The following is a 24,254-nucleotide window of genomic DNA, read 5'->3' on the forward strand; positions in this document are numbered from 1 at the left end:
AATCACTTTTCCTTGAGGATGGTCTTCACCAATGCCTCGTGACCGCTCTTGTCGCTGGCCCGGGAAATCACCTGGACCAGCGCCATGCGCGTGCCGGAACCGGCCAGCAACGTGGTGTTGAGGGTCTGGCCGCCGCCCTGGGTGGCGGTGCTGTCGACCTGACGCAAGCCCAGGCCGTTACCTTTCTGGGTCAGGCTCTTTTCGCTGAGTTTGTTGAAGTCCGGCAGGGCTTTGCGCTGGGCGTCGATGAAATCGGAGACGGTGCCGTCGAGGAACGCACTGTCGTTGTCCTTGACGTTGTTGCCTTCGGGAATCTGGTTTTCGGCGACGATGACCACAGTCTTGGTGGCATCGTTGCTGTACATGGTGCCCTTGGCACCGGTCGGCCCGGCCGGCAGCGGGTCGCCGACAAAGCCCTTGGGCAGGACAAAACTGAATTTGCCGTCGAGCATCGAGACCTTCTCGGTGACAGCCTTCTCTTTGGCCTTGGCTGCCTGAGCATTGATGGCGCCGAAACCGGCCACCGCCGCCAACAACAGGACGACGGCTTTCTTGCTAAGCAATGACATTCGAATCTCCGAGGGATGGTCGCGCTTGGGCGGCGATCATCCCACGGAGCACACCCGGCACTCCAGAGCGGTTTGTCCGGGCGGGCTCAGTTCGGCGACGGTGCCGGCGCGGGTTTGGCCAGCAACTGCCGGGTGACGCCCAGCATCGCCACCGAAACGGCCACGGCCACCACGAAACCGCCGAAACCCAGATTGGGAACCGTCAGCGCCAGCACCAGACAAAACGCCGAAAACGAATACATCCCCGTCGCTGTCGCCCGCAACAACGCGGCGGTAAACGCCGGGCCACGGGTCTGCTGGGAAAACACCGCCATCACGCTGCCGAGCACCGGGAACACCGCGAGCAGACCGCTCCAGCGTTCGCCGACGGTGCTGGCCAGCATCGTCACCACCAGCGTCAACGCGGCCCCGGCGATCATCCGCCAGACCAGTTTGTCCGACTTCGGCGCCGAGCCACCGACCACCGGTTGCACCTTGGGGAACAGGTATGGCGCGGCGAGAAGGGCAGTTGCAGCGGCGGCAATCGAGAAGGGCAGAGAGGCCGGTATCAGCGACAGGATCAACGCCAGCACGGCCCAGACCGATAACGAAACCACCAATGCCAGCGGCCAGTTCGCCCGCTGCGCCACCTGCGCATAAGTGACGCAAAACGCGATCATCGCAAACATGGCCGACAGCGCCGCGACCGCCGATTGCGCGGCAAACGCCGGCCCTTGCTCGATGGCGAGGAAAAACAGAATCGGCCCGACCACCACCGGCAATCCCGACAGCCAACCGGCAACGCTGGGGCCCCAACGCTTCCCGGCCAGGGAAATCAGCAGCAAAAAACCGGGAATCAGCAGCAGTTTGAGGATCAGCACGCAGGTGTCTCCGTGGGGTTGAATGAGGGCCACGTTAGCATTGTCGTGAACGGATTGCTGCACTTGTATGCAAAAGATGTATACAAAATGCCGAGCGCGATAGCGGGCTATGCTCTGAGTATCAGGGTTTACCGGAGTCGATGCCGCGATGAGCAGTACACCGAAGGTGTTGCGTGGATGCTGCGGGATCGGCTTGTGGGCCTTGTTGCTGACCCCCACCTGGGCCAGTTGGCAGGACGCGGTGCCCGGCGCACAGATCATCGGCACCGGCGATTTCAGCGTGTTCGGTTTCGACGTCTACAACGCCCGGTTGTGGAGCGCGGCGCGACCGCTGGCCGATGGGCAGCCCTTTGCACTTGAGCTGATCTACCGGCGCTCCATTTCCCGCGATGACCTGGTGAAGGCCAGCGTCGATGAGATCAGGCGTCTGGCCGGTGCTTCCCTCAGCCCGGTGCAACTGGCCGTGTGGCAAACCCAGATGCAGCAATCGTTCGTTGATGTTCAGGCCGGCACGCGGATCACCGGGGTGTACCTGCCGGGGCAGGGTGCGCGGTTCTTTGTCGGCCAACAATTGCAGCATGAAATCGACGATCCGCAGTTTGCCCGGGCGTTTTTCGACATCTGGCTCGACCCGCGTACGCGCAGTCCCGAGCTGCGCCAGCAATTGCTTGGCAACGGTAAACCCTGAACGCAGCACATCTGCGCTTGGGCACGTCGACTGAAACGTCTAAGCTGCGTCTTTCGACTTGTTTCTGGATGTGTGCGTGAAATTCAGTTTGCCCAAAATCGCCACCGCGCCGTTCTGCCCGCCGGAAGTAGCCGGCAGTGTTCCGGTCGATCCCAATGCCTCGTTCTTCAAACGCGTGCTGCGCTTTGCCGGCCCCGGTTTGCTGGTGTCGATCGGCTATATGGATCCGGGCAACTGGGCCACCGCGATCGAGGCCGGTTCGCGCTTCGGCTACAGCCTGTTGTTCGTGGTGTTGCTGGCGAGTCTGGCGGGCATGGTTGTGCAATGCCTGTGCTCGCGATTGGGCATCGCCACCGGGCGCGATCTGGCGCAGCTGTCCCGCGAACGCTACAGCACTCCGACGGCGCGGCTGCAATGGGTGCTGGCGGAAATCTCGATCATCGCCACCGACCTTGCGGAAGTACTCGGCTGCGCGCTGGCGTTTCACCTGTTGCTGGGGTGTTCGCTGACGTTCGGCATCGCCCTGACCGCATTCGATACGTTGCTGGTGCTGGCCCTGCAAAACCGTGGTTTCCGCCGGCTGGAGGCGATCATGCTGGTGCTGGTGGGCACCATCGGCGCGTGCTTCTTTGTTGAATTGCTGTTGATCAAACCGTACTGGCCGGACGTCGCCCAAAGCTTCAAACCGTCACTGTCGGCGATCAGCGATGCCGCGCCGTTGTACCTGGCCATCGGCATCCTCGGCGCCACCGTCATGCCGCACAACCTGTACCTGCACACGTCGATCGTGCAGACACGGCTGATCGGCAAGGATCTGGCCAGCAAGCAGGACGCGGTGAAACTGGCGCGCATCGACACCATCGGTTCGCTGGCGCTGGCGTTGCTGGTCAACGCGGCGATCCTGATTCTCGCGGCGGCTGCCTTTCATCAGTCCGGGCATACCGACGTGGTCGACATCCAGGATGCCTATCATTTGCTCGATCCGCTGGTGGGCGGCGCGCTGGCTAGCGTGCTGTTCGGAGTGGCGCTGCTGGCGTCGGGGCAGAGTTCGACCTTCACCGGCACCATCGCCGGGCAAGTGATCATGGAAGGCTATTTGAACCTGCGGATTCCCTGCTGGCAGCGGCGCCTGATCACCCGCGGGCTGGCGCTGATCCCGGCATTCATCGGCGTGTGGCTGATGGGCGACGGCGCGGTGGGCAAGTTGCTGGTGCTGAGCCAGGTGGTGTTGAGCCTGCAACTGCCGTTTGCGCTGTATCCGCTGATTCGCATGACTAACGACAAACAGTTGATGGGGCCGTTTGTGAATCGCTGGCCGACGCGCCTGCTAGCGTGGGGATTGTTTGTGGTGATCAGCGGGGCGAATGCCTGGCTGATTCTGCAATTGGCGGCGTAATCGGCGTGATCGGCCCCACTCTCCGGGTTCCAATGGGACGCAGAGCGTCCCCGGCTGCATTCCCACGCAGAGCGTGGGAACGATCATGCGTGAAGCGTGGGAGGGATCATTACGATCATCAGCCAAACGCCTCGACCACAAAATCAATGAACACCCGGGTCTTGGCCGGCAGCAAGGTGCGGCTCGGGTAGTACAGCGAAATCGCCCCGGCATCGCACTGCCAGTCGGGCAGCAGCCGCACCAGCTCACCGCGTTCGATCTGCGCGCTGACATCGGGCAGCACCAGCATCGTCACACCCAGACCCAACAGCGCAGCGGTGCGCATGGCCATCGGGTCATTCAGCACGATGTTCGGGTTGAGCAGGGCGCTGGCCTGTTCGCCGGTTTCGTTGTGCATCTGCCATTGGCGCAGGCGCCCGGTGCGCAGGCCGCGCATGACGATGCCGTGGTGATCGGCGAGATCAGCCGGATGTTGCGGCAGGGCACGTCCGGCCAGATACGCCGGCGACGCCACCGCGAGCACTTCGGCGGACGACAATGGCCGGGCGACCACGCCGGGCGTCAGTTCGAATCCGCCGCCGATCGCCACGTCGTAGCCCTCGGCGATCAAATCCACCTGACGATTCTCGAAGTGCCATTCCGGGCGAATCAGCGGATAGCGCGCCAGAAACTCCGGCAGCAGCGGCAGCATGTGATCGATGCCGAACGTCGGCGGCAGGCTGACCTTGAGCACGCCCGCCGGCTCGCCGCGCTCGGTCGCCACCGTCGCAATCGCGGCCTGCAAGGCATCGAGATTGCCGCCGATGCTCGCCAGAAAACCTTCACCGGCCTCGGTCAGCGACAGCTTGCGGGTCGAGCGCTGAAACAGCCGCACGCCGAGGTTGCGTTCAAGAATCGCCACGTTGCGACTGACCGCCGCCGGGGTTAGCGCCAGCAACCGTGCGGCGGCGGAGAAACTGCCGGTCTCGGCGCTGCGGACGAAAGATTCCAGATTGGCAAGGGTTTCCATAGGTTCGACCTGATAGCGATGCTTGAAGATCATTTAAGGCATTACCGGCTAATCAAGTGGGAATGGCAAGCGCAAGATTCGTTTCGAGTCTTACCCCACTTTGAGGAGAACACCATGAGCACTATCGGAATCATCGGCGCCGGCGCCATCGGTTCAGCGTTTGCCAAAGCCTTGTCGCGTCAGGGCACCCCGTTGGTCATCGCCAACAGTCGCGGGCCGGAGACCCTGGCCGAACTGGTCGCAGAACTCGGCCCGACCGCCCGCGCCGTTACCCGTGAAGAAGCCGCCGCCCAGGACATTGTGCTGGTCGCGGTGAACTGGTCGAAATTGCCGACGGCACTGGCCGGGCTGCCGGACTTCGGCGGGCGGATCGTCATCGACGCCAACAACTCGATTGAAGCGCCGTCGTTCAAACCGGTGGACTTGCAGGGGCGGCCGTCCAGCGAAGTGTTCGCCGAATGGGTGCCGGGCGCGCGGGTGGTCAAGGCGTTCAACCACTTGCTGGCGCGTTTGCTGGAAGCGGATCCGGCGTCGGAGGGCGGCAAGCGTGTGTTGTTCCTGTCCGGGGATGATGCGCAAGCCAAGGCTGAAGTGGGTACGCTGATCGATCAGCTCGGCTTCTTCGGTATCGATCTGGGCGAGTTAAGCGTGGGTGCGCGACTGGTGCAGTTCCCGGGCGGGCCGTTGCCGGTGCTGAATCTGGTGAAGTTCGCCTGATTCGATTGCTGAACTCAAACCAAAGTGGGAGCGAGCTTGCTCGCGAAAGTGGCTTTACATTCAACAATAATGTTGACTGTGCCGCCGTCATCGCGAGCAAGCTCGCTCCCACAGTTTTTTTGCGGCAGACAGCGAGCGGATGTCGTGGATCCACCCGCTGTCTGTTATTGCTCTTTGCGTTTAAGCGCGTTCCAGCGCCAGGGCCACGCCTTGACCGCCGCCGATGCACAGGGTCGCCAGACCCTTTTTCGCATCACGCTTGATCATTTCATGCAGCAAAGTCACCAGCACACGGCAGCCCGATGCACCGATCGGGTGACCGAGAGCGATGGCGCCGCCGTTGACGTTGACCTTGTCCAGATCCCATTGCAGATCCTTGGCCACCGCCAGCGATTGCGCGGCGAAGGCTTCGTTGGCTTCGATCAGATCGAGCTGGCCGATGCTCCAGCCGGCCTTGTCCAGGCAGCGACGAGTGGCCGACACCGGGCCGATGCCCATGATCGCCGGGTCAACGCCGGCGTTGGCGTAGGCAGCGATTTTCGCCAGTACCGGCAGGCCCAGGGCCTTGGCTTTTTCGGCGCTCATCAGAATGACCGCAGCCGCGCCGTCGTTCAGCGAAGAGGCGTTGCCAGCGGTGACGCTGCCGTCCTTCTTGAAAGCCGGACGCAGTTTGGCCAGGGATTCGGCGGTGGTGTCGCCGCGTGGCTGCTCGTCAACCTTGAACGCCACCGGATCGCCTTTGCGCTGCGGGATCAGGATCGGGGTGATTTCATCGACAAACCGGCCGGCCTCGATGGCAGCGGCGGCTTTCTGTTGCGACGCGGCAGCGAAGGCGTCCTGCTGCTCGCGGCTGATCTCGTACTTCTCGACCAGGTTTTCGGCGGTGATGCCCATGTGGTAATCGTTGAACGCATCCCACAGGCCATCGCTGATCATGGTGTCGACGATTTGCGCGTGACCCATGCGCAGGCCGGTGCGCGCGCCCGGCATGACGTAGTTGGCCAGACTCATGTTTTCCTGGCCGCCGGCGATGATCACGTCCGCGTCGCCGCAACGGATCGCCTGGGCGCCGAGGTGCAGGGCCTTGAGGCCCGAGCCGCAAACCTTGTTCAGGGTCATGGCCGGTACGGCGTGCGGCAGGCCGGCCTTGATCGCCGACTGGCGCGCCGGGTTCTGGCCGGCGCCGGCGGTCAGCACCTGGCCCATGATCACTTCATCGACCTGAGCACCGTCCAGACCGGTCTGCTCAAGCAACTGGCGGATGACCGCTGCGCCCAGATCCACGGCGGAGACGGTGGCCAGCGATCCCTGGAAACTGCCGATCGCGGTACGCGTGGCGGCAACAATGACGACGTCTTGCATTTTCGAATTCCTCACTCGGCAGCGAACTGCATTTCCGGTACGTGATCCGGGACGATCAGTTTACCAGCGGTTTTGGCGACGATTTCCTCGACGCTGACGCCAGGTGCGCGTTCCTTGAGGACAAAAGCGCCATTTTCGATTTCCAGGTACGCAAGGTCGGTCAGGACGCGCTTGATGCAGCCGGCGCCGGTCAGCGGCAGGCTGCACTGGCTCAGCAACTTGGACTCACCGTCCTTGGAGGCGTGGGTCATGATGACGATGATGTTGTCGGCGCCGGCTACGAGGTCCATCGCACCGCCCATGCCCTTGACCAGTTTGCCGGGGATCATCCATGAGGCGATGTTGCCTTGCACGTCCACTTCGAAGGCGCCAAGTACGGTCAGGTCGACATGACCGCCACGGATCATTGCGAAGGATTCGGCAGAGCTGAAGATCGAAGCGCCGATACGCGCGGTCACGGTCTGCTTGCCGGCGTTGATCATGTCGGCATCGATGGTGTCTTCAGTCGGGAAAGGGCCCATGCCGAGCAGGCCGTTTTCCGATTGCAGCATGACTTCCATGCCTTCGGGGATGTAGTTGGCGACCAGGGTCGGAATGCCGATGCCGAGGTTCACGTAGTAGCCGTCCTGCATTTCGCGGGCGACGCGTTGAGCCATTTGTTCGCGGGTAAGTGCCATGTTCTTGTTCTCCGTCAGCCTGGATTATTTGCGGATGGTGCGTTGTTCGATGCGTTTTTCGAACGTGCCGCAAATGACCCGGTCGACGTAGATGCCGGGCGTGTGGATGTGTGCCGGATCCAGCTCGCCGGGTTCGACGATTTCTTCGACTTCGACCACGGTGATCTTGCCGGCGGTGGCGGCCAGCGGGTTGAAGTTCTGGGCGGTGTGGCGGTAGATGACGTTGCCGAAGTGGTCGGCTTTCCAGCCTTTGACGATGGCGAAGTCGCCGGTGATGGACTCTTCCATCAGGTACTTGCGACCGTGGAATTCACGCACTTCCTTGCCTTCGGCAACCGGAGTGCCGACGCCGGTTGCGGTGAAAAAGGCCGGGATGCCGGCGCCGCCTGCGCGCATTTTTTCGGCGAGGGTGCCTTGCGGAGTCAGGACGACTTCGATGTCGCCTTTGAGCAGTTGCTCTTCGAACAGTTTGTTTTCGCCGACGTAGGAGGCGACCACCTTGCTGATCTGGCGGTCGGTCAGCAGCACGCCGAGGCCGAAGCCATCAACGCCGCAGTTGTTGGAGACGACGGTGAGGTCGCGGGTGCCCTTGCGCTTGATCTCGGCGATCAGGTTTTCCGGAATGCCGCACAGGCCGAAGCCGCCGGCGATCACGGTCATGCCGTCTTCAAGACCTGCCATGGCTTCCTCGTAGGAATACACGCGCTTGTCGAAACCTGCCATATGCACCTCTTTTATTGTTTGTCGGGCGGCTGGCTAGCCGAATGACTGGAGTGTCGCGCTGAAGGATATATTTGTTAAGTTGATTTTTAAGGTTGATTGATTGATAAAGCTCAATAATTAACCTCGTTGATCGTTCCCACGCTCTGCGTGGGAATGCCTCTAGGGACGCTCCGCGTCCCAGTGACGCGGAGCGTCACGGGCTGCGTTACCACGCAGACGGTTCGACGCCTCGACGTGGGAACGATCAATGAGGTGTTCAGCTTAGTCCCTTGAGTGAATCGTTCATGACCATCAAGCAGATCCGCGCCTTTCTTGCCGTGGCCCAGAGCCTGAGCTTCGCCGTGGCCTGCGAGCGCCTGCACCTCTCGCAATCGGCGCTGAGCCTGACCATCAAGGCGCTGGAAGAAGACCTGGGCGGGCGCCTGTTCAGCCGCAACACGCGCAACGTGGCGTTGACCCCGGAGGGCGAATCGCTGCTGCCGCTGGCCCGGCGCCTGATCGCCGACTGGGACAACGCCGAAGACGAAATGCGCCAGCGCTTCAGCCTTCAGCGCGGGCGGGTGACGCTGGCGGCGATGCCATCGTTTGCCGGCAACCTGCTGCCGCCGATCCTCAAGACCTTCCGCGCGCGTTATCCGAACGTCAACGTCACGGTCAACGACGTGATCAACGAGCAAGTGCTGGAAATGGTCCGCGATCGTCAGGTGGAACTCGGCGTGGCCTTCGAGCCGATGCAGAGCACCTCGCTGACCTTCACGCCGCTTTACCGGGATCGCTTCGTCGCCGTCGTGCCGCAGGATTCGCCGCTGGCCACCCGGAGCGACATTGATTGGCAGACCTTGTTGCAGGAACCGTTCATCACCCTGCAACGACCATCCACGGTTCGGGTGATGCTGGAAGAACACTTGCAGGCCCGAGGGATGAAACTGCCGGTGGAATTTGAAAGCCATCAACTGGCGACGGTCGGGCGGATGGTGGCGAGCGGGCTGGGCGTGAGTGCGGTGCCGGCGTTGTGTGCCGGGCAGATGCGCGAACTGGGCGCGCATTGCCTGACCTTGCACGAGCCGGTGGTGGAGCGGGCGATTGGCGTGCTGACGGATCCGGGGAATGAATTGTCGGCGGCGGCGCAGGCGCTTTTTGACATTCTCAAGGCTGAGCACTGACTTTGGGAGGTCACGAAGTCAGGCGTTGTGTCAGTAGCGGCAATAGCTGTTCGCAGGACGCTTCAATCTTCAAATCCAGCAACTCATCCGCCCGCGTCTTCCCCAGATTGATCGCAATCAGCGGCTTGCCCCGATCCGCAATCACCCGGCACAGGCGAAACGCCGAATACGCCATCAGCGACGAACCGACCACCAGCATCCCGGCGGCATTTTCCGCCAGCGCCATGGCCCGCGCCGCTGTCGGCTGCGCCACGTTCTCACCAAAAAACACCACATCCGGTTTCATCCGCTCGCCAGCGCAATGCGGGCAATGCGGCACCTGAAAGCGTGCCTCGAAGGCCGGGTCGAGCAGGGTGTCGCCGTCCGGTGCCTGCACGGCATCGACACCCGCCAGATATGGATTCTGCGTTTCCATCAAGTGCTGAATCGAATCCCGCTCGCTGCGCTGGCCGCAATCCAGACACAGCACCCGGTGCAGGCTGCCGTGCAGCTCGATGACGTCGTGACTGCCAGCCTGATCGTGCAGGGTGTCGACATTCTGGGTAATCAGGCCGCCAATCCGCCCGTGGCTTTGCAGACTGGCCAGCGCCTCATGGGCGGCGTTCGGCCGCGCCTGACGTACGCGCGGCCAGCCGAGCATGGCCCGGGCCCAATAGCGGCGGCGCGATTCCGGGGCGGCGAGGAATTCCTGGTACATCATCGGCTGCCGGCCACGGCGTACGCCGTCAGTGTCGCGATAATCCGGGATGCCTGACGGCGTGCTGATGCCGGCGCCGGTCAGCACAATGAAGTCGCCGTCGGCCATGACCTGTTGCAGATAGTCGAGCGGGTCGGGGAGGGGACGGTCGAGCATGATCAGCGCTCCGCAGGCTGTAAGTGCCTTGCAGGTTAGCACCGACGGACGCCTCTTTTCAGAGGCGTCCGCTGCCGAGGTTACTTGCGAGCCTCCAGAATCAGGTTGAACGGCGTCTGCGTCGCCCGCCGGAAGTGTTTGAAGCCCGCTTCGGTAAACACTTTGCGCAAGCGCGACTCGCCCGCCTGCGCACCGAGACCGAGTCCCACTTCCTGGGACAGCGAGTTTGGCGTGCAGATGAACGTCGACGCGGCATAGAACAAGCGCCCGACCGGCGTGATGTTTTCGTCCAGGGTGTCGTTGGCAAACGGCTCGACCAGCAGCACGGTGCCGTCGTCTTTCAGGGATTCAAAGGCATGTTTGGCAGCGCCGACCGGATCGCCCATGTCGTGCAGGCAGTCGAAATAGCAGATCAGGTCATAGTCATCGCCGGGATAGCTTTTCGCGGTGCCCTGGAAGAACCGCGCGCGACTGCTAACGCCGCCTTCTTCGGCCCGTTGGGTGGCGACGGTGATCGAAGGCGCGTGATAGTCGAAGCCGACGAACCGCGAGTTGGGATAGGCCTGAGCCATGATCACCGTGGACGCACCGTGACCGCAGCCGATGTCGGCGACCTTGGCGCCTTCTTCGAGTTTGGCCACCACACCGTCCAGCGCCGGCAGCCACTCGGCGATCAAATGCCCCTTGTAGCCGGGGCGGAAGAATCGTTCGGTGCCGGTGAACATGCACGGATGGTGATCGCCCCAGGGCAGGGCGCCGTTGCCGCGCATGGCTTTGACCAGTTTGTCCTTGTCATGGAAAAACGACGCCACCACCCCGAGGCCGCCGGCCACGTACACCGGCGAATCTTCCTTGGCCAGGGCCAGCGCCTGTTCTTCCGGCAGACGAAACTTGCCGTCGTGGTGTTCCATGTAGCCGGACGCCGCGTGGGCGCTCAGCCATTCGCGCACCAGTCGCGGGTTGCAGGTGGTTTTTGCTGCGAGGGATTCGGGGCTGACCGGCTGGCTGTCGGCCATCGCCCGATACAGGCCGAGTTCTTCGCCGACAATGACATTGGCCAGCATCGCCGCGCCGCCCATGTCGTTGACCAGTTTGCCCATGAATTCGTTGAGTCTGGCCTCGTCCATTTCATGTGCTCCTTTGACAGGATCACAGTCCGGTGGCGTTGGGGGTCGAGGCATTCACCACCGGGCGGTGGTCGTGGAAACGGGCAGGGCGACACTGCTGTCCTGCGTCCCCCTCGACTGGGTACTGATTGAGTCTAGCCGCTGTTGGCGCCGGTGGGAGCGGGTTGCGTTGATTTCGAGGCTGTGAATCGTTGTGTATCGCGACGGTGCGTGGATACGCCCTAACAAGGCCGGCAGATCGAAGGCCAGTTCCAGCGCTTTTTTTGACGGGGACGCCTGCGCTGAAAGAAAGGCCAGCAAGACGACGTCTGCTGAAAAGCACGATAGGCGCACTTCCTTACGCAACACGCAGACGTTGCCTACACCTTCGACGTGACGCTATCCCATATTCTGAATCGACTCGGTCGAGGCAAGGACTTTTGAGTGCTGAAGTCTTTGTTTATCTGCGAAGTCCGAAGCCACTTCCTCGCACAGACTGATTGCATCCGCCGAGAAACCGTCCCCGCTACAAGGTATGAGCTCTGTCTTCTTGCCGAGTTACTCACCAATGGTGAACGTGAGCCAAAGCGCAGCAATAAATTAATGCATTGGATGCAACGGAGAGCGAATTGACCGCCTACTTTCCACCGCTGTGCATAGGCGGATTGACGTACAACCTTTCTCATCTCGAACCCTTTACATTCACGATTCAGAGCCAATTGGCGAAGCGTGATTTACGCGTGCATGTCACTTTTACGAATCATTGTTTCAGCAAGGGTTACGATCAAACTTTACATCCGGCTGAAGAGCCAATCCTGCTCGACCATGCCCAGCGCCAGCGTACCTTTTGCATGATCCGCTACCGCCTTTCACTGTCACTGCCGCCAGTGATCAAGGCGTTGAATCATCCACAGGCGAAGGTCCGTGAAACGGCGGCGATGCGAAACTGGGCGTACTCCATCACGATTGAGGATCCGAGCGGGCCCTACCATGTCTTTTTTGAGTTACGCCGTGCTGCAGAAGGGAAGCCGCAAGATCTCAATCTGGTCGTGGAAAGCGCCTACCACCAGACTGAAAAGCCGCCCAGGCTATTCGGGAAAATGGGATTTATGCTGCTGTGCGGTAAGGTCTACCTTCGTCAACCGACCTCCACCAAACGCTGACCCCAGAAACGAAAAAAGGCGCCAAAGGCGCCTTTTTCGATTCGGTAAAGCAGATCCAGACACCACTTGCGAACCGCCTTGCGCGGTTACAGCTCTCGCTGCTGGGAAGCGCTCAATCTCATCTGGTCAGTCGCTTCGATGGGGGCAAAGCTAACGAAAACCGGCGAATACGTCAATGAATTCGTAACTCGCCGTTCGCTAAGAAGGCAGCAGTTCTGTATCCCACTGTGTACAGACTCACCGCCGATACAAAACCCGCCACTTCCCGCGCATTGGCCACATAGCCGCGATACACCCGCCGGTTTAACTGAGCCTGTCAGTCGCCACACCCGGCGGCTCCTCAGCAGAGATCTTGCCCATGCAGATTCCCCACCCCACCTTGCAGGCCAGCGTCGGCCTCGGCCTGCGTCGCGGCCTGATGAAAGACCTGCAAGCCGCCCGCACCGGCGATTTCGATTTTCTGGAAGTCGCCCCGGAAAACTGGATCGGCGTCGGCGGTGCCCATGGCGCCGCGTTGCGTGAGCTGGCCGAGCGGTATCCGTTGTCCTGCCACGGATTGTCGTTGTCGCTCGGTGGCTCGGCGCCGCTGGACGTCGGTTTTCTCCGGGAAGTGCGGGCCTTTCTCGATCATCACAAGGTGCCGCTGTACAGCGAGCACCTGAGTTATTGCAGCGACGACGGTCACCTCTACGACCTGCTGCCGTTGCCGTTCACCGAAGAGGCGGTACACCACGTCGCCGCGCGGATCCGCCAGGCCCAGGACATTCTCGGCCGGCGGCTGGCGGTGGAAAACGTTTCCTACTACGCCGCGCCCCGGCAGGACATGGACGAAGTGACCTTCACCAACGCCGTGCTGCGCGAGGCCGATTGCGATCTGCTGCTGGACGTCAACAACGTCTACGTCAATTCGATCAACCACGGTTTCGATCCGCAGACATTTCTGGCTGCCATCGAGCCGGGCCGGGTGGTCGGGATGCACGTGGCGGGGCATTTCGACGAGTCCGACACGTTGAAGATCGACACCCATGGTGCCTCGGTCAAACCGGTGGTCTGGTCGTTGCTGGCCGACGCTTATGGCCGATTCGGTGCGCAGCCAACCTTGCTGGAACGGGATTTCAATTTCCCGGCGTTTTCTGAACTGGTGGCCGAGTTGCAAACCATCCGCCGCCTGCAAGCCGAAGGAGGCTCGCGTGGATAATCTTCTGCTGCAACAACAGGCGTTGACCCGCTATTTGCGCGATCCAGACCATGAAGCGCCGCCGGCTGACATGAACGCGGCGCGGGTCAATGTCTATCGCGACCTGGTGTTCAACAATGTCTCGCAACTGCTGGGCGGTACGTTTCCGGTGCTGATCCGGATCATCGGCCAGGAACGCTGGCGCACGTTGATCCGCGGTTTCCTGCGGGACTACCGCGCGCAGACGCCGAAATTCGGCGAGATCGCTGAGGAGTTCGTCGGTTACCTCGCCTCGGAGCCGGCCGTATTGGGCGACATTAAATGGCCGGCTTTTCTGGTGGAGTTGGCGCATTACGAATGGGTGGAAATGGTGTTGCAGCAGTCCGACGCCGAAGCCTTGCCCGCGAGCGATCCGGCGCAGTTGCTGGAGCGGTCGTTGCAGGTTTCGGCACTGGCCTGGCCGTTGGCGTACACCTGGCCGGTGCAGATGCTGGGGCCGGATCATCAACCGGCCACGCCACCAGCCCAGCCGACGCTTTTGTTGGTACGGCGCACGACGGACTGGAACGTGAAGTTTTCCGAGCTGAGTCCGCTGGCCTGGCGGTTGTTGCAGCGCATTGGCGAGTTCCCTGCGCTGAACGGTCATGAACAACTGGAAGGGCTGGCGATGGAGGCGGGTTTGCCGGTAACGGCATCGTTCATGGACAGCGGTCTGGCGTTGTTGCGGCAGATGCATGAGGACGGTGTGTTAGGCATTACCTGATTTCGCAAACACCGCAAATCCTGTGGGAGCGGGCTTGGTCCGGGCGGCGATCCGACGAAGAGGCCGGTACAGTCAATGTATTCATCGACTGAACAGACGCCTTCGCGGGCAAGCCCGCTCCCACAGGAATTTATGTTTGGTTTAGGTGTGCAGGGGTAACTTCAGCTCCGCACAAAACCCGCCACCTTCACGGTTGCTCAGATTCAGCGAACCGCCCAGCGCCATCGCCAGTTGCTGGGCAATCGCCAGCCCCAGCCCGGTGCCGCCAGTGCTGCGGTTACGAGAGTTTTCCACGCGGTAGAACGGCTCCATCACCTGGGCCAGTTCTTCTTCGGCGATGCCCGGGCCGCGATCCATGACCTTGATCGAAAGGCCGTTCTTGTCCCGTTGAATCAGCAACTCGGCAGCCCCCGCGAACTTCAGCGCGTTGTCGGTCAGGTTGACCAGCACCCGGCGCAACGCGTGGGGGCGGGTGTCGATGACCGCCTCACTCTTGCCGCTCAATTGCACTTCCTTGCCCATGTCCTGATAGTCGAACACCAGGCTGTCGAGGAACGAATCCAGATTGGTGCGTCGGCTTTCCTCGGTCGAGCCGTGGATGCTGCGGGCATAGGCCACGCCTTCGCGCACCAGATGTTCCATCTCGCCGAGGTCGTTCCACAGTTTGTCTTTCTCGGCCGAATCGTCCATGAACTCCGCCCGCAGTTTCATGCGGGTGATCGGGGTTTGCAGGTCGTGGGAGATCGCCGCCAGCAGTTGCATGCGCTCTTTCAGGTACGCGGCGATGCGCGCCTGCATCGAGTTGAAGGCGCGGGCGGCGTAGGCCACTTCATTCGGGCCTTTTTCGTCGAGGTTGATCGGGTGGGCGTTGGGGTCGAGGGTTTCCACCGCGTTGGCGAGGCGGGTGAGGGGGCGGATGGCGATGCGCACCGCCAGCCAGGTGCAGGCGAGCATCAGCGCCAGTTGTCCGAGCAACACCACCGGCAGCCACGGCGACAGCGGCACCATCGACGGACGCACATCGATGGTCACCGGGCTGCCGTCGCTCAGGCGCAGGTGGCCCTGAAAGTGTTTTTTCGGGCCGGGAATGTCGGTGAACGTCAGCGGATAGGCCTCGCCAATTGCATCGGTAATCGAGGTGACGGCAATCGGCACGTCCTGCGGATCCAGCGGTGTGCCCGGTTCACCCTCGCTCAGCAGATAGCCGTAATTCTTGCGGGCCAGGCGCTTGAGCCACATCGGGCGCTCTTCGGCGGGCAGGCGGTCGAGGATGGCAATCGAGGTCGAGACGTCGGTTTCGAGGTTGCCGAGCATGGTGTTCTTCGCGCTTTCGTAGCGCTCGTAATATTGCGCGCCGAACGACAGCGCCTGAGCGAGGATCAGGCCGATCAGGAAAATCAGCGACAAGCGGGAGGCGAGGGTGCGCGGCCAGCGCAGGGCGACATTCATGCGGGGGCTCCGAGGACTTCGACCGGCAGCGAAAACACATAGCCTTCGCTGCGCACGGTCTTGATGTAGGCCGGTTCGCGGGCGTCATCCAGCAGGCGCTGGCGCAGACGGCTGACCAGCAGATCGATGGAACGGTCGAACAGATCGGCGTCGCGGCCCTGGGTCAGGTTGAGCAACTGATCGCGGCTCAGCACCCGTTGCGGATGGTCGAGGAACACCCGCAACAAACGGTATTCCGCGCCACTGAGCGCGACCATGGTGCCGTCGGTGTCCAGCAGATGCCGGGCCGACGTGTCGAGCTGCCAGCGACCGAACGCCAGCAGCCGACCGCTTTCGGTGACCACCAGATTCGGCGGCAGCATCCGTGTGCGCCGCAGCACGGCATTGATCCGCGCGAGCAGCTCGCGTGCGGCGAAGGGTTTGGTCAGGTAGTCGTCGGCGCCCATTTCCAGACCGAGGATGCGGTCGGTTTCATCGTTGCGCGCGGTGAGCATCAGGATCGGCGTGGCCCTGTGTTTGCCCGAGCGTAATTCGCGGCACAGCAGCAAGCCGTCGTCGCCGGGCATCATGATGTCGAGCACGATCAGGTCGACGGTGTTGGCTTCCAGAAAACTGCGCATCTGCCGGCCATCGGCAACCACTGTGGTGCGCAGGCCGTTCTTCTTCAGGTAATTGCCGACCAGTTCGCGAATCTCGCGGTCGTCGTCGACGATCAGGATGTGATCGACATGTTCCATGGGGCCAAACCTCAATCAAAGGGGATTGCCGGGCAGTCTATCGAGCCTGCGCGAGGCCGCCTGCCTGCCTTTGTATTGCAGTGTATCCAGCGCTGTGACGGATACACGCCGACGCAAAAAGCGGATTTTTACAGGGTTTTGTATCGCTGTGTATCCCGGGCGCGTGCGGATACGTAGCGATTTATACACGGCATTTGCCGACACATGCGCGATACCTCGCGAGCTTTAAATGAGCTCCATCGAGGCACACACAGAACGCCTCGGCCAAATCAACGATTCAACCATTGAAGCCCCGAGGAAAACGCCATGAACACCAAGACCAAATCGATCGCTGCCGCTTGCCTGTTTGCCGCTTTGAACATCTGCACCCTGTCGGCCCGCGCCGAAGCCGATGTCACCCCGCAAACCTACTCCTACGGCAGCCACCTGGACATCCAGAAAGTGGTGTCGCTGAAACAGGACAACTCGATGACCTGCGGCATCGTCGACGCCCGCCTGACCTACCTCGACTCGGCCGGCAAGACCCAGGTGCTCGACTACCGCAAATTCGCCGACGGCTGCAACGAAGACAACTGATTACCCACCTCTATAAAAGGAACATCGCCATGAACAACGTATCGCGCTATCTGACCGCTGTTGCCTTCTCCCTCGCCGGCGTCGCGGCCCACGCCAACGCCGCTGTCGAACAGAACAGCTGTGGCAGCAGCACCTGCTTCCAACTGGCTCCAGTGGCCAAGCCGGGCAGCGACGGCCTGATCGCCGCCGACGGTTCCAGTCGTACGCCACAAGGCCAAACACTGGCTGCCGACGGCTCCAGCCGCACGCCACAGGGCCAGACACTGGCCGCCGACGGTTCCAGCCATACGCCGCAAGGCCAGATGGTGGCTGAAAACGGTGCCAGCCGTACGCCGCAAAGCCAATGGCTGGAGAACCAGACGGCTTGAGGATTGAAGGGTGCTGCCCGTAACGGGCGGCCCCCGAACCACTCAACAGACCACCCCTCATTCAAAAGGTGAACCTCATGTTTCTCATCGCTTTCCTGGGCGGTCTGTTGACTGTCCTCAGTCCGTGCATTCTGCCGGTGGTGCCGTTTCTGTTCGCCGGTGCCGACCGCACCCGTTCTTCGATCCTGCTGACCCTCGGCGGCATGGCCCTGACCTTTGCCCTGATCTCCAGTCTGGCGGTGGTCAGCAGCGAGTGGGTGATCCAGGCCAGCAACACCGGTCGCCACATTGCGCTGGCGGTGATGGTGCTGTTTGCGCTGTCGCTGATTTCCGCCCGTATCGGTGACTGGCTGGCCCGGCCCTTCGTGCTGCTGGGCAATCGCCTCGACCCGGACAGCCGGAAAAAAGCCGGCCCGATGGCGTCGATCATGATTGGTGTCGCCACCGGTCTGTTGTGGGCGCCGTGCGCCGGGCCGATCCTCGGCGTGATCCTTACCGGCGCCATGCTGCAAGGCGCCAACGCCCAGACCAGCCTGTTGCTGCTGGCCTACGGTGCGGGCAGTGCGTTGTCGCTGGGGACGCTGATCTTCGCCGGTCGCGGGCTGGTCAACCGGCTGAAACCGTCGATTCCGTTCACCGGCTGGTTCCGTCGCGGTGCGGGTGTCGCGGTGCTGGCGACGGCGGCGGTGATCGCCACCGGTGCCGATAATCTGCTGCTGGCCAACACCTCGTCCCAAGGCGTGGCGTCGGTCGAGAAAAGCGTGCTGGAAAACGTGCCGAAGGTGGTGGACTACTTCGTCAGCAAAGTCCGTGCGGACTCGACCGAAGACGAAGCCGGCAAAGGCGCGATGCCGTCGCTGTCCGGCGCGGTGCAGTGGCTGAACTCGCCGGAACTGACGGCTGAGTCCCTGCGCGGCAAAGTGGTGCTGGTGGACTTCTGGACCTACGACTGCATCAACTGCCAGCACACACTGCCGTATGTGAAGGAGTGGGAGAAGAAGTACGGCAAGGACGGCCTAGTGGTGATCGGCGTGCACACCCCGGAATACGGCTACGAGCGGATCATCGACAACGTCAAGGATCAGGTGAAGAAGCTCGGCATCACCTACCCGGTGGCCATCGACAACAACTACGCGATCTGGCGCAACTTCGATAACCAGTACTGGCCGGCGCATTACCTGGTCGACGCCAAGGGGCAGGTGCGTTACACCCACTTCGGCGAAGGCAGTTATCAGGCGCAGGAGCAGATGATTCAACAGCTGCTCAAAGAGGCCAAGGCGCCCGCTGCGTAAACCGCAAAACTCAATGGCTCACAGGTCGCGCACCATGAGCCATTGTTCGTTGCCCCAGGCGTGAAAACGCTCCAGCACCGTCCAGCCGCGTTTGGCGTAATAGTCCTGTTTGCTCTGGGTGTGCAGGTAGAAACGCGGCAGGCCCCGGTGTTTCGCTTCTTCAGTAATTCCCTCGATCAGCCTTTCTGCCAGACCCTGGCCGCGTGACTCAGGGCTGACCAGCACACAGGCCAGCCACGGTCCCAGATCCGGTCGAAGGGCAAGGTCCGCCCGGGCCAGTGCCGCACCGCCCAGCAGTCGATCCCCGTCCAGCGCAATCAGGCAACGCCAGTCGCCATTGGTCTGGCCCTCGGCAAATTCGCGCTGCCATTCGGCCAGGGGTTGCTCGGCATATTCGTAATGAAACTGTTGATGGATCCATGCCGCGTAAGTGTCGCTGTGCTGCATGTGATCGGCGAGCCATTCGAAGCGCAAGGACATGATCGAATTCCGTTCCGGGGGAGGGCCTGCATGAGAGCCGATCAGCCGGCGCGTTGGCAACCCCCCGACAGTGTTTCGGGGCCTTTACATAATCCCGCCATTCATCGGCCAGCGCCCGGTTTTACAGGCTCTCCGGACGATTGGCAGGGACGCCGGACAGCGCCCGCGCGATAGTGGGCGAGCAGGGCCGCCACGGCCCTGACATCCATAAAAAGAAAGCGAGGTTGCCATGCCGAAGTTCGTGATTGAACGCGAGATTCCAGGAGCCGGAAAGCTATCGGAGCAAGAACTCAAAGCCGTATCGCAAACGTCCTGCAACGTACTGCGTGAACTCGGGCCAGAGGTGCAGTGGCTGCAGAGTTATGTGACGGCCGACAAGATCTACTGCGTGTACATCGCACCCAACGAAGAGCTGGTGCGCGAACACGCCAAGCGTGGGGGATTTCCAGCCAACAGCGTGTCTCGGGTGACGAGCATCATCGACCCGACCACCGCCGATTGACCCCTCTGCCGCGGAGCACCCATTCATGAGTACCCCCATTGATCTCACTGCCCTGAAGGAACGCCAGAAAGTCGCCTGGGCCAGCGGCGACTACGCCGTGATCGGCACCACCTTGCAGATCGTCGGCGAAACCCTCGCCGAAGCCTGCGACCTGCGCTGCGATGAAGAAGTGCTGGATGTCGCCGCCGGCAACGGCAATGCCACGCTGGCGGCGGCACGCCGTGGTTGTCTGGTGACGTCCACCGACTATGTCGCGGCGTTGCTGGAACGCGGCCAGGACCGGGCGCGCGCCGAGCATCTGGACGTGACCTTTCAGGTCGCCGATGCCGAAGCGCTGCCGTTTGCCGATTCCAGTTTCGACGCGGTGTTGTCGACCTTCGGCGTGATGTTCGCCCCGGATCAGGCCAAGGCGGCCAAGGAACTGGCGCGGGTCTGTCGTCGTGGCGGGCGGATCGGCCTGGCCAACTGGACGCCGGAAGGCTTCGTCGGCCAGATGTTCAAGACCCTCGGCCGGCATCTGCCGCCGCCACCCGGTGCGCAACCGCCCTCGAACTGGGGCGCGGAAGCCTGGCTGCATTCGCATTTCGACGATCGCCAGTTCCAGGTGCAGGTGACTCGCCGCCACTTCAACTTCCGCTATCGCTCGGCGGCGCACTTCATTGATGTGTTTCGCCACTGGTACGGTCCGGTGCACAAGGCGTTCGCGGCGTTGCCGCCGGAGAGCGGGCAGGCGCTGGAAGGGGATTTGACGCAACTGATCGACGGACTGAATCGGGCGGGGGCGGAATCGATGGTGCTGCCGAGTGAGTATCTGGAGGTGGTGATTACTAAGCGTTAGCCATTGTGGGAGCGAGCTTGCTCGCGAATGCAGACTGACATTCAACATCTCTGTTGGCTGACACGCCGCATTCGCGAGCAAGCTCGCTCCCACAGGACCCCGACGGGCCTCTATTTCAGATGCGCACTGTCAAACCACTCCAGCGCCGTGCGCCAGATGCAGATGCCGAGGAAGTACGCCGACGCCAGCAGCCAAAGGCCCATCACCAGCGGGTTGATCACCGGGTGGTTCAGCACCAGCGACAGACTGCACAGCAGCCAGATCGCCGTCACCGCAATGTTGATCGGCATGAACCGGCGTACCCGGAACGGGTGCAAAAACTTCATTCGGGTCACGGTCAGCAGCGCCAGGCCAATCACCGTCAGAAAGGTGATCCACGGCCCCGGATCGATGATGTACAGACACAACGCAACTACGTTCCAGGCAGCAGGGAAGCCGACGAAGTAGTTGTCCTTGCTCTTCATGTTGACGTTGCAGAAGCAGAACAGCGACGACACCAGAATCAGCGACACGGTCAGCAGCAGGGTGTAATCGGGCAGGGGAATGTAGCGATAGATGAACAGCGCCGGGATGAACACGTAGGTCAGGTAATCGATCACCAGATCGAGGATCGATCCGTCGAAACTCGGCAGCACCGACTGCACGTTGACCTTGCGCGCCAGCGCCCCGTCGAGGCCGTCGACGATCAGCGCCACGCCCAGCCACATCAGGCAGTGGGTCGGCTGGTTTTCCAGCAGGGCAAGGGTGGCCAGAAAAGCGGTGACCACGCCGGTCGCGGTGAAACCATGGGCGCCCCAGGCCTTGAGCCTGGCGATGTGGACGGTCGATATCACGAAGGCGTTCTCCAGAAAGTGCAGCAAGCCGCATAAACCCTTGGGCAGCAAGGGTGGCGACTAACCGGGTCGGGGTTGCAGCTATCGACCGGTCGGGCCGGGTCAAGGTTCACCCATTCTTGAAGATTAGCTGGCCCTGAAAAAAATACCCCGGCAGGGCCGGGGCATTTTTATGTGACATCGGTAACCGTCAGAGCGCGGCTTCCGGACTGCGCCCGAACACCCGGTTGTATTCAGCCTTGGCGGTCTGCTCGGTGAACTCCCCCGACCACTTCGACACCACCACGGTGGCCACGCTATTGCCGATGGTGTTGCAGGTGGCAATGGCCATCGACATGAAGCGGTAGACGCCGAACAGCAGCGCCAGACCTTCCACCGGCAGTACGCCAATCGCTGTGACGGTCGCGGCGAACACCACGAAGCTGCCACCGGACACCGCCGCCGCGCCTTTGGAGGTCACCAGCATGATCGCGATGGTACCCAGTTGTTGTTCCCAGCTCATCGGCACCCCGTAGGCATTGGCGATAAACAGCACGCACAACGACATGTAAATGGAGGTGCCGTCGAGGTTGAACGCATAACCGGTGGGCAACACCAGACCGACGCTCTGTTTCGAGCAACCGAACTTCTCGAGTTTTTGCAGCAGGCGCGGCAGGGCGCTTTCCGATGAAGCGGTGCCGAGCACGATGAAAATCTCATCCTTGATGTACTTGAGGAACCGCCACAGGCTGAACCCGGAAATACGGCAGACCGCACCCAGTACGACAAAGATGAAAAACGCCACGCCGACATAGAACATCAGCACCAGATTGGCCAGCGACATCAGCACCGCCGAGCCGTTGCTGCCAACCGCGTACGCCACCGAACCGAACGCGCCGAGCGGAGCGAACTTCATGATCAGGTTGATGAACTCGAAGAAGCACTCCGAGACCCGGCTCAGGCCATCCTCGATCACGCTGCGACGTTCCGGTTTCAGCGCCAGCAGGGCGAAGCCGAACAGCACCGAAATCACCAGCACTTGCAGCAATTGCCCGCCGGCAAAGGCGCCGACGAAGTTGTCCGGGAAAATCCCGTAGATGAAGTCCAGAGTCGACGCCGGGGCATGGCCCTTGGCGACGGCGGCACTGGCGGCTGCGGCGGTGGCGCTGCTCGGGTGAGCGTCGTGCATGCCGGAGCCGATGTTCAGCAGGTTGCCCCAGAGCAGGCCGATGGCCAGGGCAATGGTCGACACCACTTCGAAGTAAATCAGCGCACGCAGGCCGACTTTGCCCACGCGTTTGATATCGCCGGCCGAGGCGATGCCGTGGACCACGGTGAAGAACACCAGTGGTGCCACGGCGGTCTTGATCAGCTTGAGGAAGATGTCGCCGAGAATCTTGAAACTGGCCGCCAGTTCCGGCGCCAGAAAGCCAAAGGCAATCCCCAGCAGCATGGCGGCGATCACCTGAAAGGTCAGGTCCTTGTACAGCGGCTTCTTGTCGGGGGTGGTCATGTCTGCGGTCTCGTTGTTGTTATTGGCGAGCGATGGGCAGAGGGCTCGCGCGCGGCGAGCCCGGTGAGGATCAGCGTTTGACCGAACCCTCACGCGCCAGGGCGATGTCGACCATCTGCGGCGCAAGGCCGATGTAGTTGGCCGGATCGGTCAGGCGCTTGAGTTCCTCGACATCCAGTTGCGCGGTGGCTTCACCCTGGGCCAGCAGCGCGTCGAGCAGGCTGGTGCCCTGATCGTTGGCCATGCGGCAGGCGGCATAGACCACGTCATGCGCAACCTGACGACCGAGTGCCGGCGCCAGCCCCATCATTACGGCTTCAGCGACGATCAGTCCTTGGGTCATGTCGAGGTTTTTGCGCATGCGCTCGGTGCACACTTCAAGGCCGGCGAGCATGAACTTCGCCTGACCCAGCGAGGCAGCGCTGAGGGCGAAGGCTTCCGGGATGGCGATCCATTCGGCTTGCCATGGGCCGGTGGAGCGCTCGAAGTCCTGAATCATCGCGTCGAGCATCAGACCCGCCTGCTGGCGCACGCCTTTGGCAGCGGCATACATCAGCTCGCAGGAAATCGGATTGCGCTTTTGCGGCATGGTGCTGCTGGCGCCACGGCCCTTGACGAACGGCTCGTACACTTCACCCAGTTCGCTGGTCATCATCATCATGACGTCGAGGGCAATCTTGCCCAGCGAGCCGGTGACCAGACCGAGGAAGTTCAGGGTTTCCGCCAGACCATCGCGGGCGACGTGCCAGGTGGCTTGTGGCACGCCCAGGCCCAGTTCGGCCATCAGCGCTTCCTGCACTTCCAGGCCTTTGTCGCCAAGGGAGGCGAGGGTGCCCGCCGCGCCGGCGAACTGGCCGATTTCCACCCGTGGACGCAGTTCCACCAGACGTTCGGCGTGGCGGTCGAACATGCTCAGCCACACCGCGCACTTGTAGCCGAAGGTGATCGGCAGTGCGTGCTGCAAATGCGTGCGGCCGGCCATTGGCGTGTCGCGATAGCGCTTGGCAAGGTCGGCGAGCAAGCCGCGCACCGCTTGAATGTCGCGCTCGACGATGGCCAGCGCGGCGCGGACTTGCAGGACGACGGCGGTGTCCATGATGTCCTGGGTAGTTGCGCCCCAGTGCACGTAACGGCCGGCTTCACCGCAGGTTTTCGACAGCTGCTCCACCAGCGGCAGGATCGGGTAACCGACGATTTCGGTCTCGTGCTGCATCAATGCCAGATCGAGCGAGGCATAGGTCGCCAGCTCGGCAATCTGTTCGGCGGCAGCCGCCGGGATCACGCCGCAGCGCGCTTCGGCCCGGGCCAGGGCGACTTCCACTTCAATGTAGCGTTCGATCAGGGCTTGGTCGGAAAACACGCTGCGCATCTCGGCGGTGCCGAACATGTCGCGGAACAGGGCGGAGTCGAAGACAGTGCTGGACATGAGGGAATCCTGAATATGTTTGTTATTGATCGGAC

The 24,254-nt window shown here is 62.0% G+C and carries 26 protein-coding genes; 12 read left to right on the plus strand and 14 right to left on the minus strand.

Annotated elements, in window-relative coordinates; translation table 11 throughout:
• Positions 1–2: 2 nt before the first annotated feature.
• The gene (locus LOY31_RS10915; RefSeq protein ID WP_085748241.1) at positions 3–569 is read right to left on the minus strand and encodes a hypothetical protein; all 567 of its coding nucleotides are present in this window, start codon (positions 567–569) and stop codon (positions 3–5) included.
• An 86-nt stretch (positions 570–655) separates the two neighbouring features.
• Positions 656–1,429 carry a hypothetical protein gene (locus tag LOY31_RS10920; RefSeq protein WP_127797602.1) on the minus strand — a complete coding sequence of 258 codons (774 nt, stop codon included), beginning with the start codon at positions 1,427–1,429 and terminating at the stop codon, positions 656–658.
• A gap of 148 nt (positions 1,430–1,577) precedes the next feature.
• On the opposite strand from LOY31_RS10920, the gene LOY31_RS10925 reads away from it, so the two are divergent.
• Entirely contained in the window at positions 1,578–2,117 is a 540-nt protein-coding gene (locus LOY31_RS10925; RefSeq protein ID WP_221535097.1) for a chalcone isomerase family protein, read from the plus strand.
• A gap of 97 nt (positions 2,118–2,214) precedes the next feature.
• Positions 2,215–3,513 (plus strand): Nramp family divalent metal transporter, encoded by a 1,299-nt coding sequence (locus tag LOY31_RS10930; protein WP_408980476.1) that lies wholly within the window; start codon positions 2,215–2,217, stop codon positions 3,511–3,513.
• Between the two features lie 118 nt (positions 3,514–3,631).
• Here the strand turns inward: LOY31_RS10930 and LOY31_RS10935 are convergent, their stop codons facing one another.
• A complete protein-coding gene (locus LOY31_RS10935) occupies positions 3,632–4,522 on the minus strand; it encodes a LysR family transcriptional regulator (RefSeq protein ID WP_221535114.1) in 891 nt (296 codons plus the stop codon).
• Positions 4,523–4,540: 18 nt separating this feature from the next.
• On the opposite strand from LOY31_RS10935, the gene LOY31_RS10940 reads away from it, so the two are divergent.
• Complete coding sequence (locus tag LOY31_RS10940; RefSeq protein WP_408980468.1) at positions 4,541–5,239, plus strand: NADPH-dependent F420 reductase; 699 nt, start codon at positions 4,541–4,543, stop codon at positions 5,237–5,239.
• 180 nt (positions 5,240–5,419) lie between these two features.
• On the opposite strand, the gene LOY31_RS10945 is transcribed toward LOY31_RS10940, so the two are convergent.
• Genes LOY31_RS10945 through LOY31_RS10955 form a run of 3 tightly spaced genes read right to left on the minus strand, consistent with a single transcriptional unit; the run spans position 5,420 to position 8,001 of the window.
• Positions 5,420–6,601, minus strand: a complete 1,182-nt coding sequence (locus LOY31_RS10945; RefSeq protein ID WP_007956270.1) for an acetyl-CoA C-acetyltransferase — start codon at positions 6,599–6,601, stop codon at positions 5,420–5,422.
• Between the two features lie 11 nt (positions 6,602–6,612).
• Positions 6,613–7,278, minus strand: coding sequence for a CoA transferase subunit B (locus LOY31_RS10950; protein ID WP_007956272.1), 666 nt, complete (start codon positions 7,276–7,278; stop codon positions 6,613–6,615).
• A 24-nt stretch (positions 7,279–7,302) separates the two neighbouring features.
• Entirely contained in the window at positions 7,303–8,001 is a 699-nt protein-coding gene (locus LOY31_RS10955; RefSeq protein ID WP_007956274.1) for a CoA transferase subunit A, read from the minus strand.
• A 284-nt stretch (positions 8,002–8,285) separates the two neighbouring features.
• On the opposite strand from LOY31_RS10955, the gene LOY31_RS10960 reads away from it, so the two are divergent.
• Complete coding sequence (locus tag LOY31_RS10960) at positions 8,286–9,164, plus strand: LysR family transcriptional regulator (protein WP_258713239.1); 879 nt, start codon at positions 8,286–8,288, stop codon at positions 9,162–9,164.
• A gap of 10 nt (positions 9,165–9,174) precedes the next feature.
• Here LOY31_RS10960 and LOY31_RS10965 read toward each other — a convergent pair whose 3' ends face one another.
• Positions 9,175–10,017: an NAD-dependent protein deacetylase gene (locus tag LOY31_RS10965; protein ID WP_221535101.1), complete on the minus strand. Its 843-nt coding sequence runs from the start codon at positions 10,015–10,017 to the stop codon at positions 9,175–9,177.
• Between the two features lie 80 nt (positions 10,018–10,097).
• Complete coding sequence (locus LOY31_RS10970; RefSeq protein ID WP_085607571.1) at positions 10,098–11,144, minus strand: class I SAM-dependent methyltransferase; 1,047 nt, start codon at positions 11,142–11,144, stop codon at positions 10,098–10,100.
• A 608-nt stretch (positions 11,145–11,752) separates the two neighbouring features.
• Here LOY31_RS10970 and LOY31_RS10975 point away from each other — a divergent pair.
• The 3 genes from LOY31_RS10975 to LOY31_RS10985 all read left to right on the plus strand — a co-directional run bounded on the left by LOY31_RS10975 (position 11,753) and on the right by LOY31_RS10985 (position 14,226).
• Positions 11,753–12,286, plus strand: a complete 534-nt coding sequence (locus LOY31_RS10975; protein WP_221535102.1) for a hypothetical protein — start codon at positions 11,753–11,755, stop codon at positions 12,284–12,286.
• A 358-nt stretch (positions 12,287–12,644) separates the two neighbouring features.
• Positions 12,645–13,484: a DUF692 domain-containing protein gene (locus LOY31_RS10980; RefSeq protein WP_221535103.1), complete on the plus strand. Its 840-nt coding sequence runs from the start codon at positions 12,645–12,647 to the stop codon at positions 13,482–13,484.
• The gene (locus LOY31_RS10985; protein WP_221535104.1) at positions 13,477–14,226 is read left to right on the plus strand and encodes a DUF2063 domain-containing protein; all 750 of its coding nucleotides are present in this window, start codon (positions 13,477–13,479) and stop codon (positions 14,224–14,226) included. The genes LOY31_RS10980 and LOY31_RS10985 overlap by 8 nt, the downstream gene beginning before the upstream one ends.
• A 141-nt stretch (positions 14,227–14,367) precedes the next feature.
• Here the strand turns inward: LOY31_RS10985 and LOY31_RS10990 are convergent, their stop codons facing one another.
• A complete protein-coding gene (locus tag LOY31_RS10990) occupies positions 14,368–15,675 on the minus strand; it encodes an ATP-binding protein (protein WP_258713240.1) in 1,308 nt (435 codons plus the stop codon).
• Positions 15,672–16,412, minus strand: coding sequence for a response regulator (locus LOY31_RS10995; protein ID WP_085607563.1), 741 nt, complete (start codon positions 16,410–16,412; stop codon positions 15,672–15,674). Before LOY31_RS10995 ends, LOY31_RS10990 begins: the two co-directional genes overlap by 4 nt.
• 306 nt (positions 16,413–16,718) lie before the next feature.
• Here LOY31_RS10995 and LOY31_RS11000 point away from each other — a divergent pair, with 306 nt between their 5' ends.
• The 3 genes from LOY31_RS11000 (at position 16,719) to LOY31_RS11010 (ending at position 18,648) form a co-directional block, all read left to right on the plus strand.
• Complete coding sequence (locus LOY31_RS11000) at positions 16,719–16,988, plus strand: DUF2790 domain-containing protein (RefSeq protein WP_007956290.1); 270 nt, start codon at positions 16,719–16,721, stop codon at positions 16,986–16,988.
• A gap of 29 nt (positions 16,989–17,017) precedes the next feature.
• Positions 17,018–17,356: a hypothetical protein gene (locus LOY31_RS11005; protein ID WP_221535106.1), complete on the plus strand. Its 339-nt coding sequence runs from the start codon at positions 17,018–17,020 to the stop codon at positions 17,354–17,356.
• Between the two features lie 77 nt (positions 17,357–17,433).
• Positions 17,434–18,648 (plus strand): cytochrome c biogenesis protein DipZ, encoded by a 1,215-nt coding sequence (locus tag LOY31_RS11010; RefSeq protein ID WP_221535107.1) that lies wholly within the window; start codon positions 17,434–17,436, stop codon positions 18,646–18,648.
• An 18-nt stretch (positions 18,649–18,666) separates the two neighbouring features.
• Here LOY31_RS11010 and LOY31_RS11015 read toward each other — a convergent pair whose 3' ends face one another.
• Positions 18,667–19,128 carry a GNAT family N-acetyltransferase gene (locus LOY31_RS11015; RefSeq protein WP_221535108.1) on the minus strand — a complete coding sequence of 154 codons (462 nt, stop codon included), beginning with the start codon at positions 19,126–19,128 and terminating at the stop codon, positions 18,667–18,669.
• A 229-nt stretch (positions 19,129–19,357) separates the two neighbouring features.
• On the opposite strand from LOY31_RS11015, the gene LOY31_RS11020 reads away from it, so the two are divergent.
• Both LOY31_RS11020 and LOY31_RS11025 read left to right on the plus strand, forming a co-directional pair.
• Positions 19,358–19,630, plus strand: coding sequence for a DUF4242 domain-containing protein (locus tag LOY31_RS11020; protein WP_007957179.1), 273 nt, complete (start codon positions 19,358–19,360; stop codon positions 19,628–19,630).
• Positions 19,631–19,655: 25 nt separating this feature from the next.
• The gene (locus tag LOY31_RS11025) at positions 19,656–20,468 is read left to right on the plus strand and encodes a class I SAM-dependent methyltransferase (RefSeq protein ID WP_007957178.1); all 813 of its coding nucleotides are present in this window, start codon (positions 19,656–19,658) and stop codon (positions 20,466–20,468) included.
• A 110-nt stretch (positions 20,469–20,578) separates the two neighbouring features.
• Here the strand turns inward: LOY31_RS11025 and pcsA are convergent, their stop codons facing one another.
• The 3 genes from pcsA to LOY31_RS11040 form a co-directional block, all read right to left on the minus strand.
• Positions 20,579–21,301, minus strand: a complete 723-nt coding sequence (gene pcsA, locus LOY31_RS11030) for a phosphatidylcholine synthase (protein WP_115079921.1) — start codon at positions 21,299–21,301, stop codon at positions 20,579–20,581.
• Between the two features lie 190 nt (positions 21,302–21,491).
• On the minus strand, positions 21,492–22,793 hold the full coding sequence (locus LOY31_RS11035; RefSeq protein WP_221535110.1) for a cation:dicarboxylate symporter family transporter: 1,302 nt from the start codon (positions 22,791–22,793) through the stop codon (positions 21,492–21,494).
• 70 nt (positions 22,794–22,863) lie between these two features.
• A complete protein-coding gene (locus tag LOY31_RS11040; RefSeq protein WP_221535111.1) occupies positions 22,864–24,219 on the minus strand; it encodes an adenylosuccinate lyase family protein in 1,356 nt (451 codons plus the stop codon).
• Positions 24,220–24,254: the final 35 nt, after the last annotated feature.

It is taken from the genome of Pseudomonas sp. B21-021, assembly GCF_024749205.1.
In the GTDB taxonomy this organism is placed as follows: domain Bacteria; phylum Pseudomonadota; class Gammaproteobacteria; order Pseudomonadales; family Pseudomonadaceae; genus Aquipseudomonas; species Aquipseudomonas paraglycinae.

Coding starts and splice junctions, on each gene's coding strand:
- LOY31_RS10915 (WP_085748241.1), bottom strand. CDS start 569: ATGTCATTGCTTAGCAAGAAAGCCGTCGTCCTGTTGTTGGCGGCGGTG.
- LOY31_RS10925 (WP_221535097.1), top strand. CDS start 1,578: ATGAGCAGTACACCGAAGGTGTTGCGTGGATGCTGCGGGATCGGCTTG.
- LOY31_RS10935 (WP_221535114.1), bottom strand. CDS start 4,522: ATGGAAACCCTTGCCAATCTGGAATCTTTCGTCCGCAGCGCCGAGACC.
- LOY31_RS10940 (WP_408980468.1), top strand. CDS start 4,541: ATGCTTGAAGATCATTTAAGGCATTACCGGCTAATCAAGTGGGAATGG.
- LOY31_RS10945 (WP_007956270.1), bottom strand. CDS start 6,601: ATGCAAGACGTCGTCATTGTTGCCGCCACGCGTACCGCGATCGGCAGT.
- LOY31_RS10950 (WP_007956272.1), bottom strand. CDS start 7,278: ATGGCACTTACCCGCGAACAAATGGCTCAACGCGTCGCCCGCGAAATG.
- LOY31_RS10955 (WP_007956274.1), bottom strand. CDS start 8,001: ATGGCAGGTTTCGACAAGCGCGTGTATTCCTACGAGGAAGCCATGGCA.
- LOY31_RS10960 (WP_258713239.1), top strand. CDS start 8,286: ATGACCATCAAGCAGATCCGCGCCTTTCTTGCCGTGGCCCAGAGCCTG.
- LOY31_RS10965 (WP_221535101.1), bottom strand. CDS start 10,017: ATGCTCGACCGTCCCCTCCCCGACCCGCTCGACTATCTGCAACAGGTC.
- LOY31_RS10970 (WP_085607571.1), bottom strand. CDS start 11,144: ATGGACGAGGCCAGACTCAACGAATTCATGGGCAAACTGGTCAACGAC.
- LOY31_RS10980 (WP_221535103.1), top strand. CDS start 12,645: ATGCAGATTCCCCACCCCACCTTGCAGGCCAGCGTCGGCCTCGGCCTG.
- LOY31_RS10990 (WP_258713240.1), bottom strand. CDS start 15,675: ATGAATGTCGCCCTGCGCTGGCCGCGCACCCTCGCCTCCCGCTTGTCG.
- LOY31_RS10995 (WP_085607563.1), bottom strand. CDS start 16,412: ATGGAACATGTCGATCACATCCTGATCGTCGACGACGACCGCGAGATT.
- LOY31_RS11000 (WP_007956290.1), top strand. CDS start 16,719: ATGAACACCAAGACCAAATCGATCGCTGCCGCTTGCCTGTTTGCCGCT.
- LOY31_RS11005 (WP_221535106.1), top strand. CDS start 17,018: ATGAACAACGTATCGCGCTATCTGACCGCTGTTGCCTTCTCCCTCGCC.
- LOY31_RS11010 (WP_221535107.1), top strand. CDS start 17,434: ATGTTTCTCATCGCTTTCCTGGGCGGTCTGTTGACTGTCCTCAGTCCG.
- LOY31_RS11015 (WP_221535108.1), bottom strand. CDS start 19,128: ATGTCCTTGCGCTTCGAATGGCTCGCCGATCACATGCAGCACAGCGAC.
- LOY31_RS11020 (WP_007957179.1), top strand. CDS start 19,358: ATGCCGAAGTTCGTGATTGAACGCGAGATTCCAGGAGCCGGAAAGCTA.
- LOY31_RS11025 (WP_007957178.1), top strand. CDS start 19,656: ATGAGTACCCCCATTGATCTCACTGCCCTGAAGGAACGCCAGAAAGTC.
- LOY31_RS11035 (WP_221535110.1), bottom strand. CDS start 22,793: ATGACCACCCCCGACAAGAAGCCGCTGTACAAGGACCTGACCTTTCAG.
- LOY31_RS11040 (WP_221535111.1), bottom strand. CDS start 24,219: ATGTCCAGCACTGTCTTCGACTCCGCCCTGTTCCGCGACATGTTCGGC.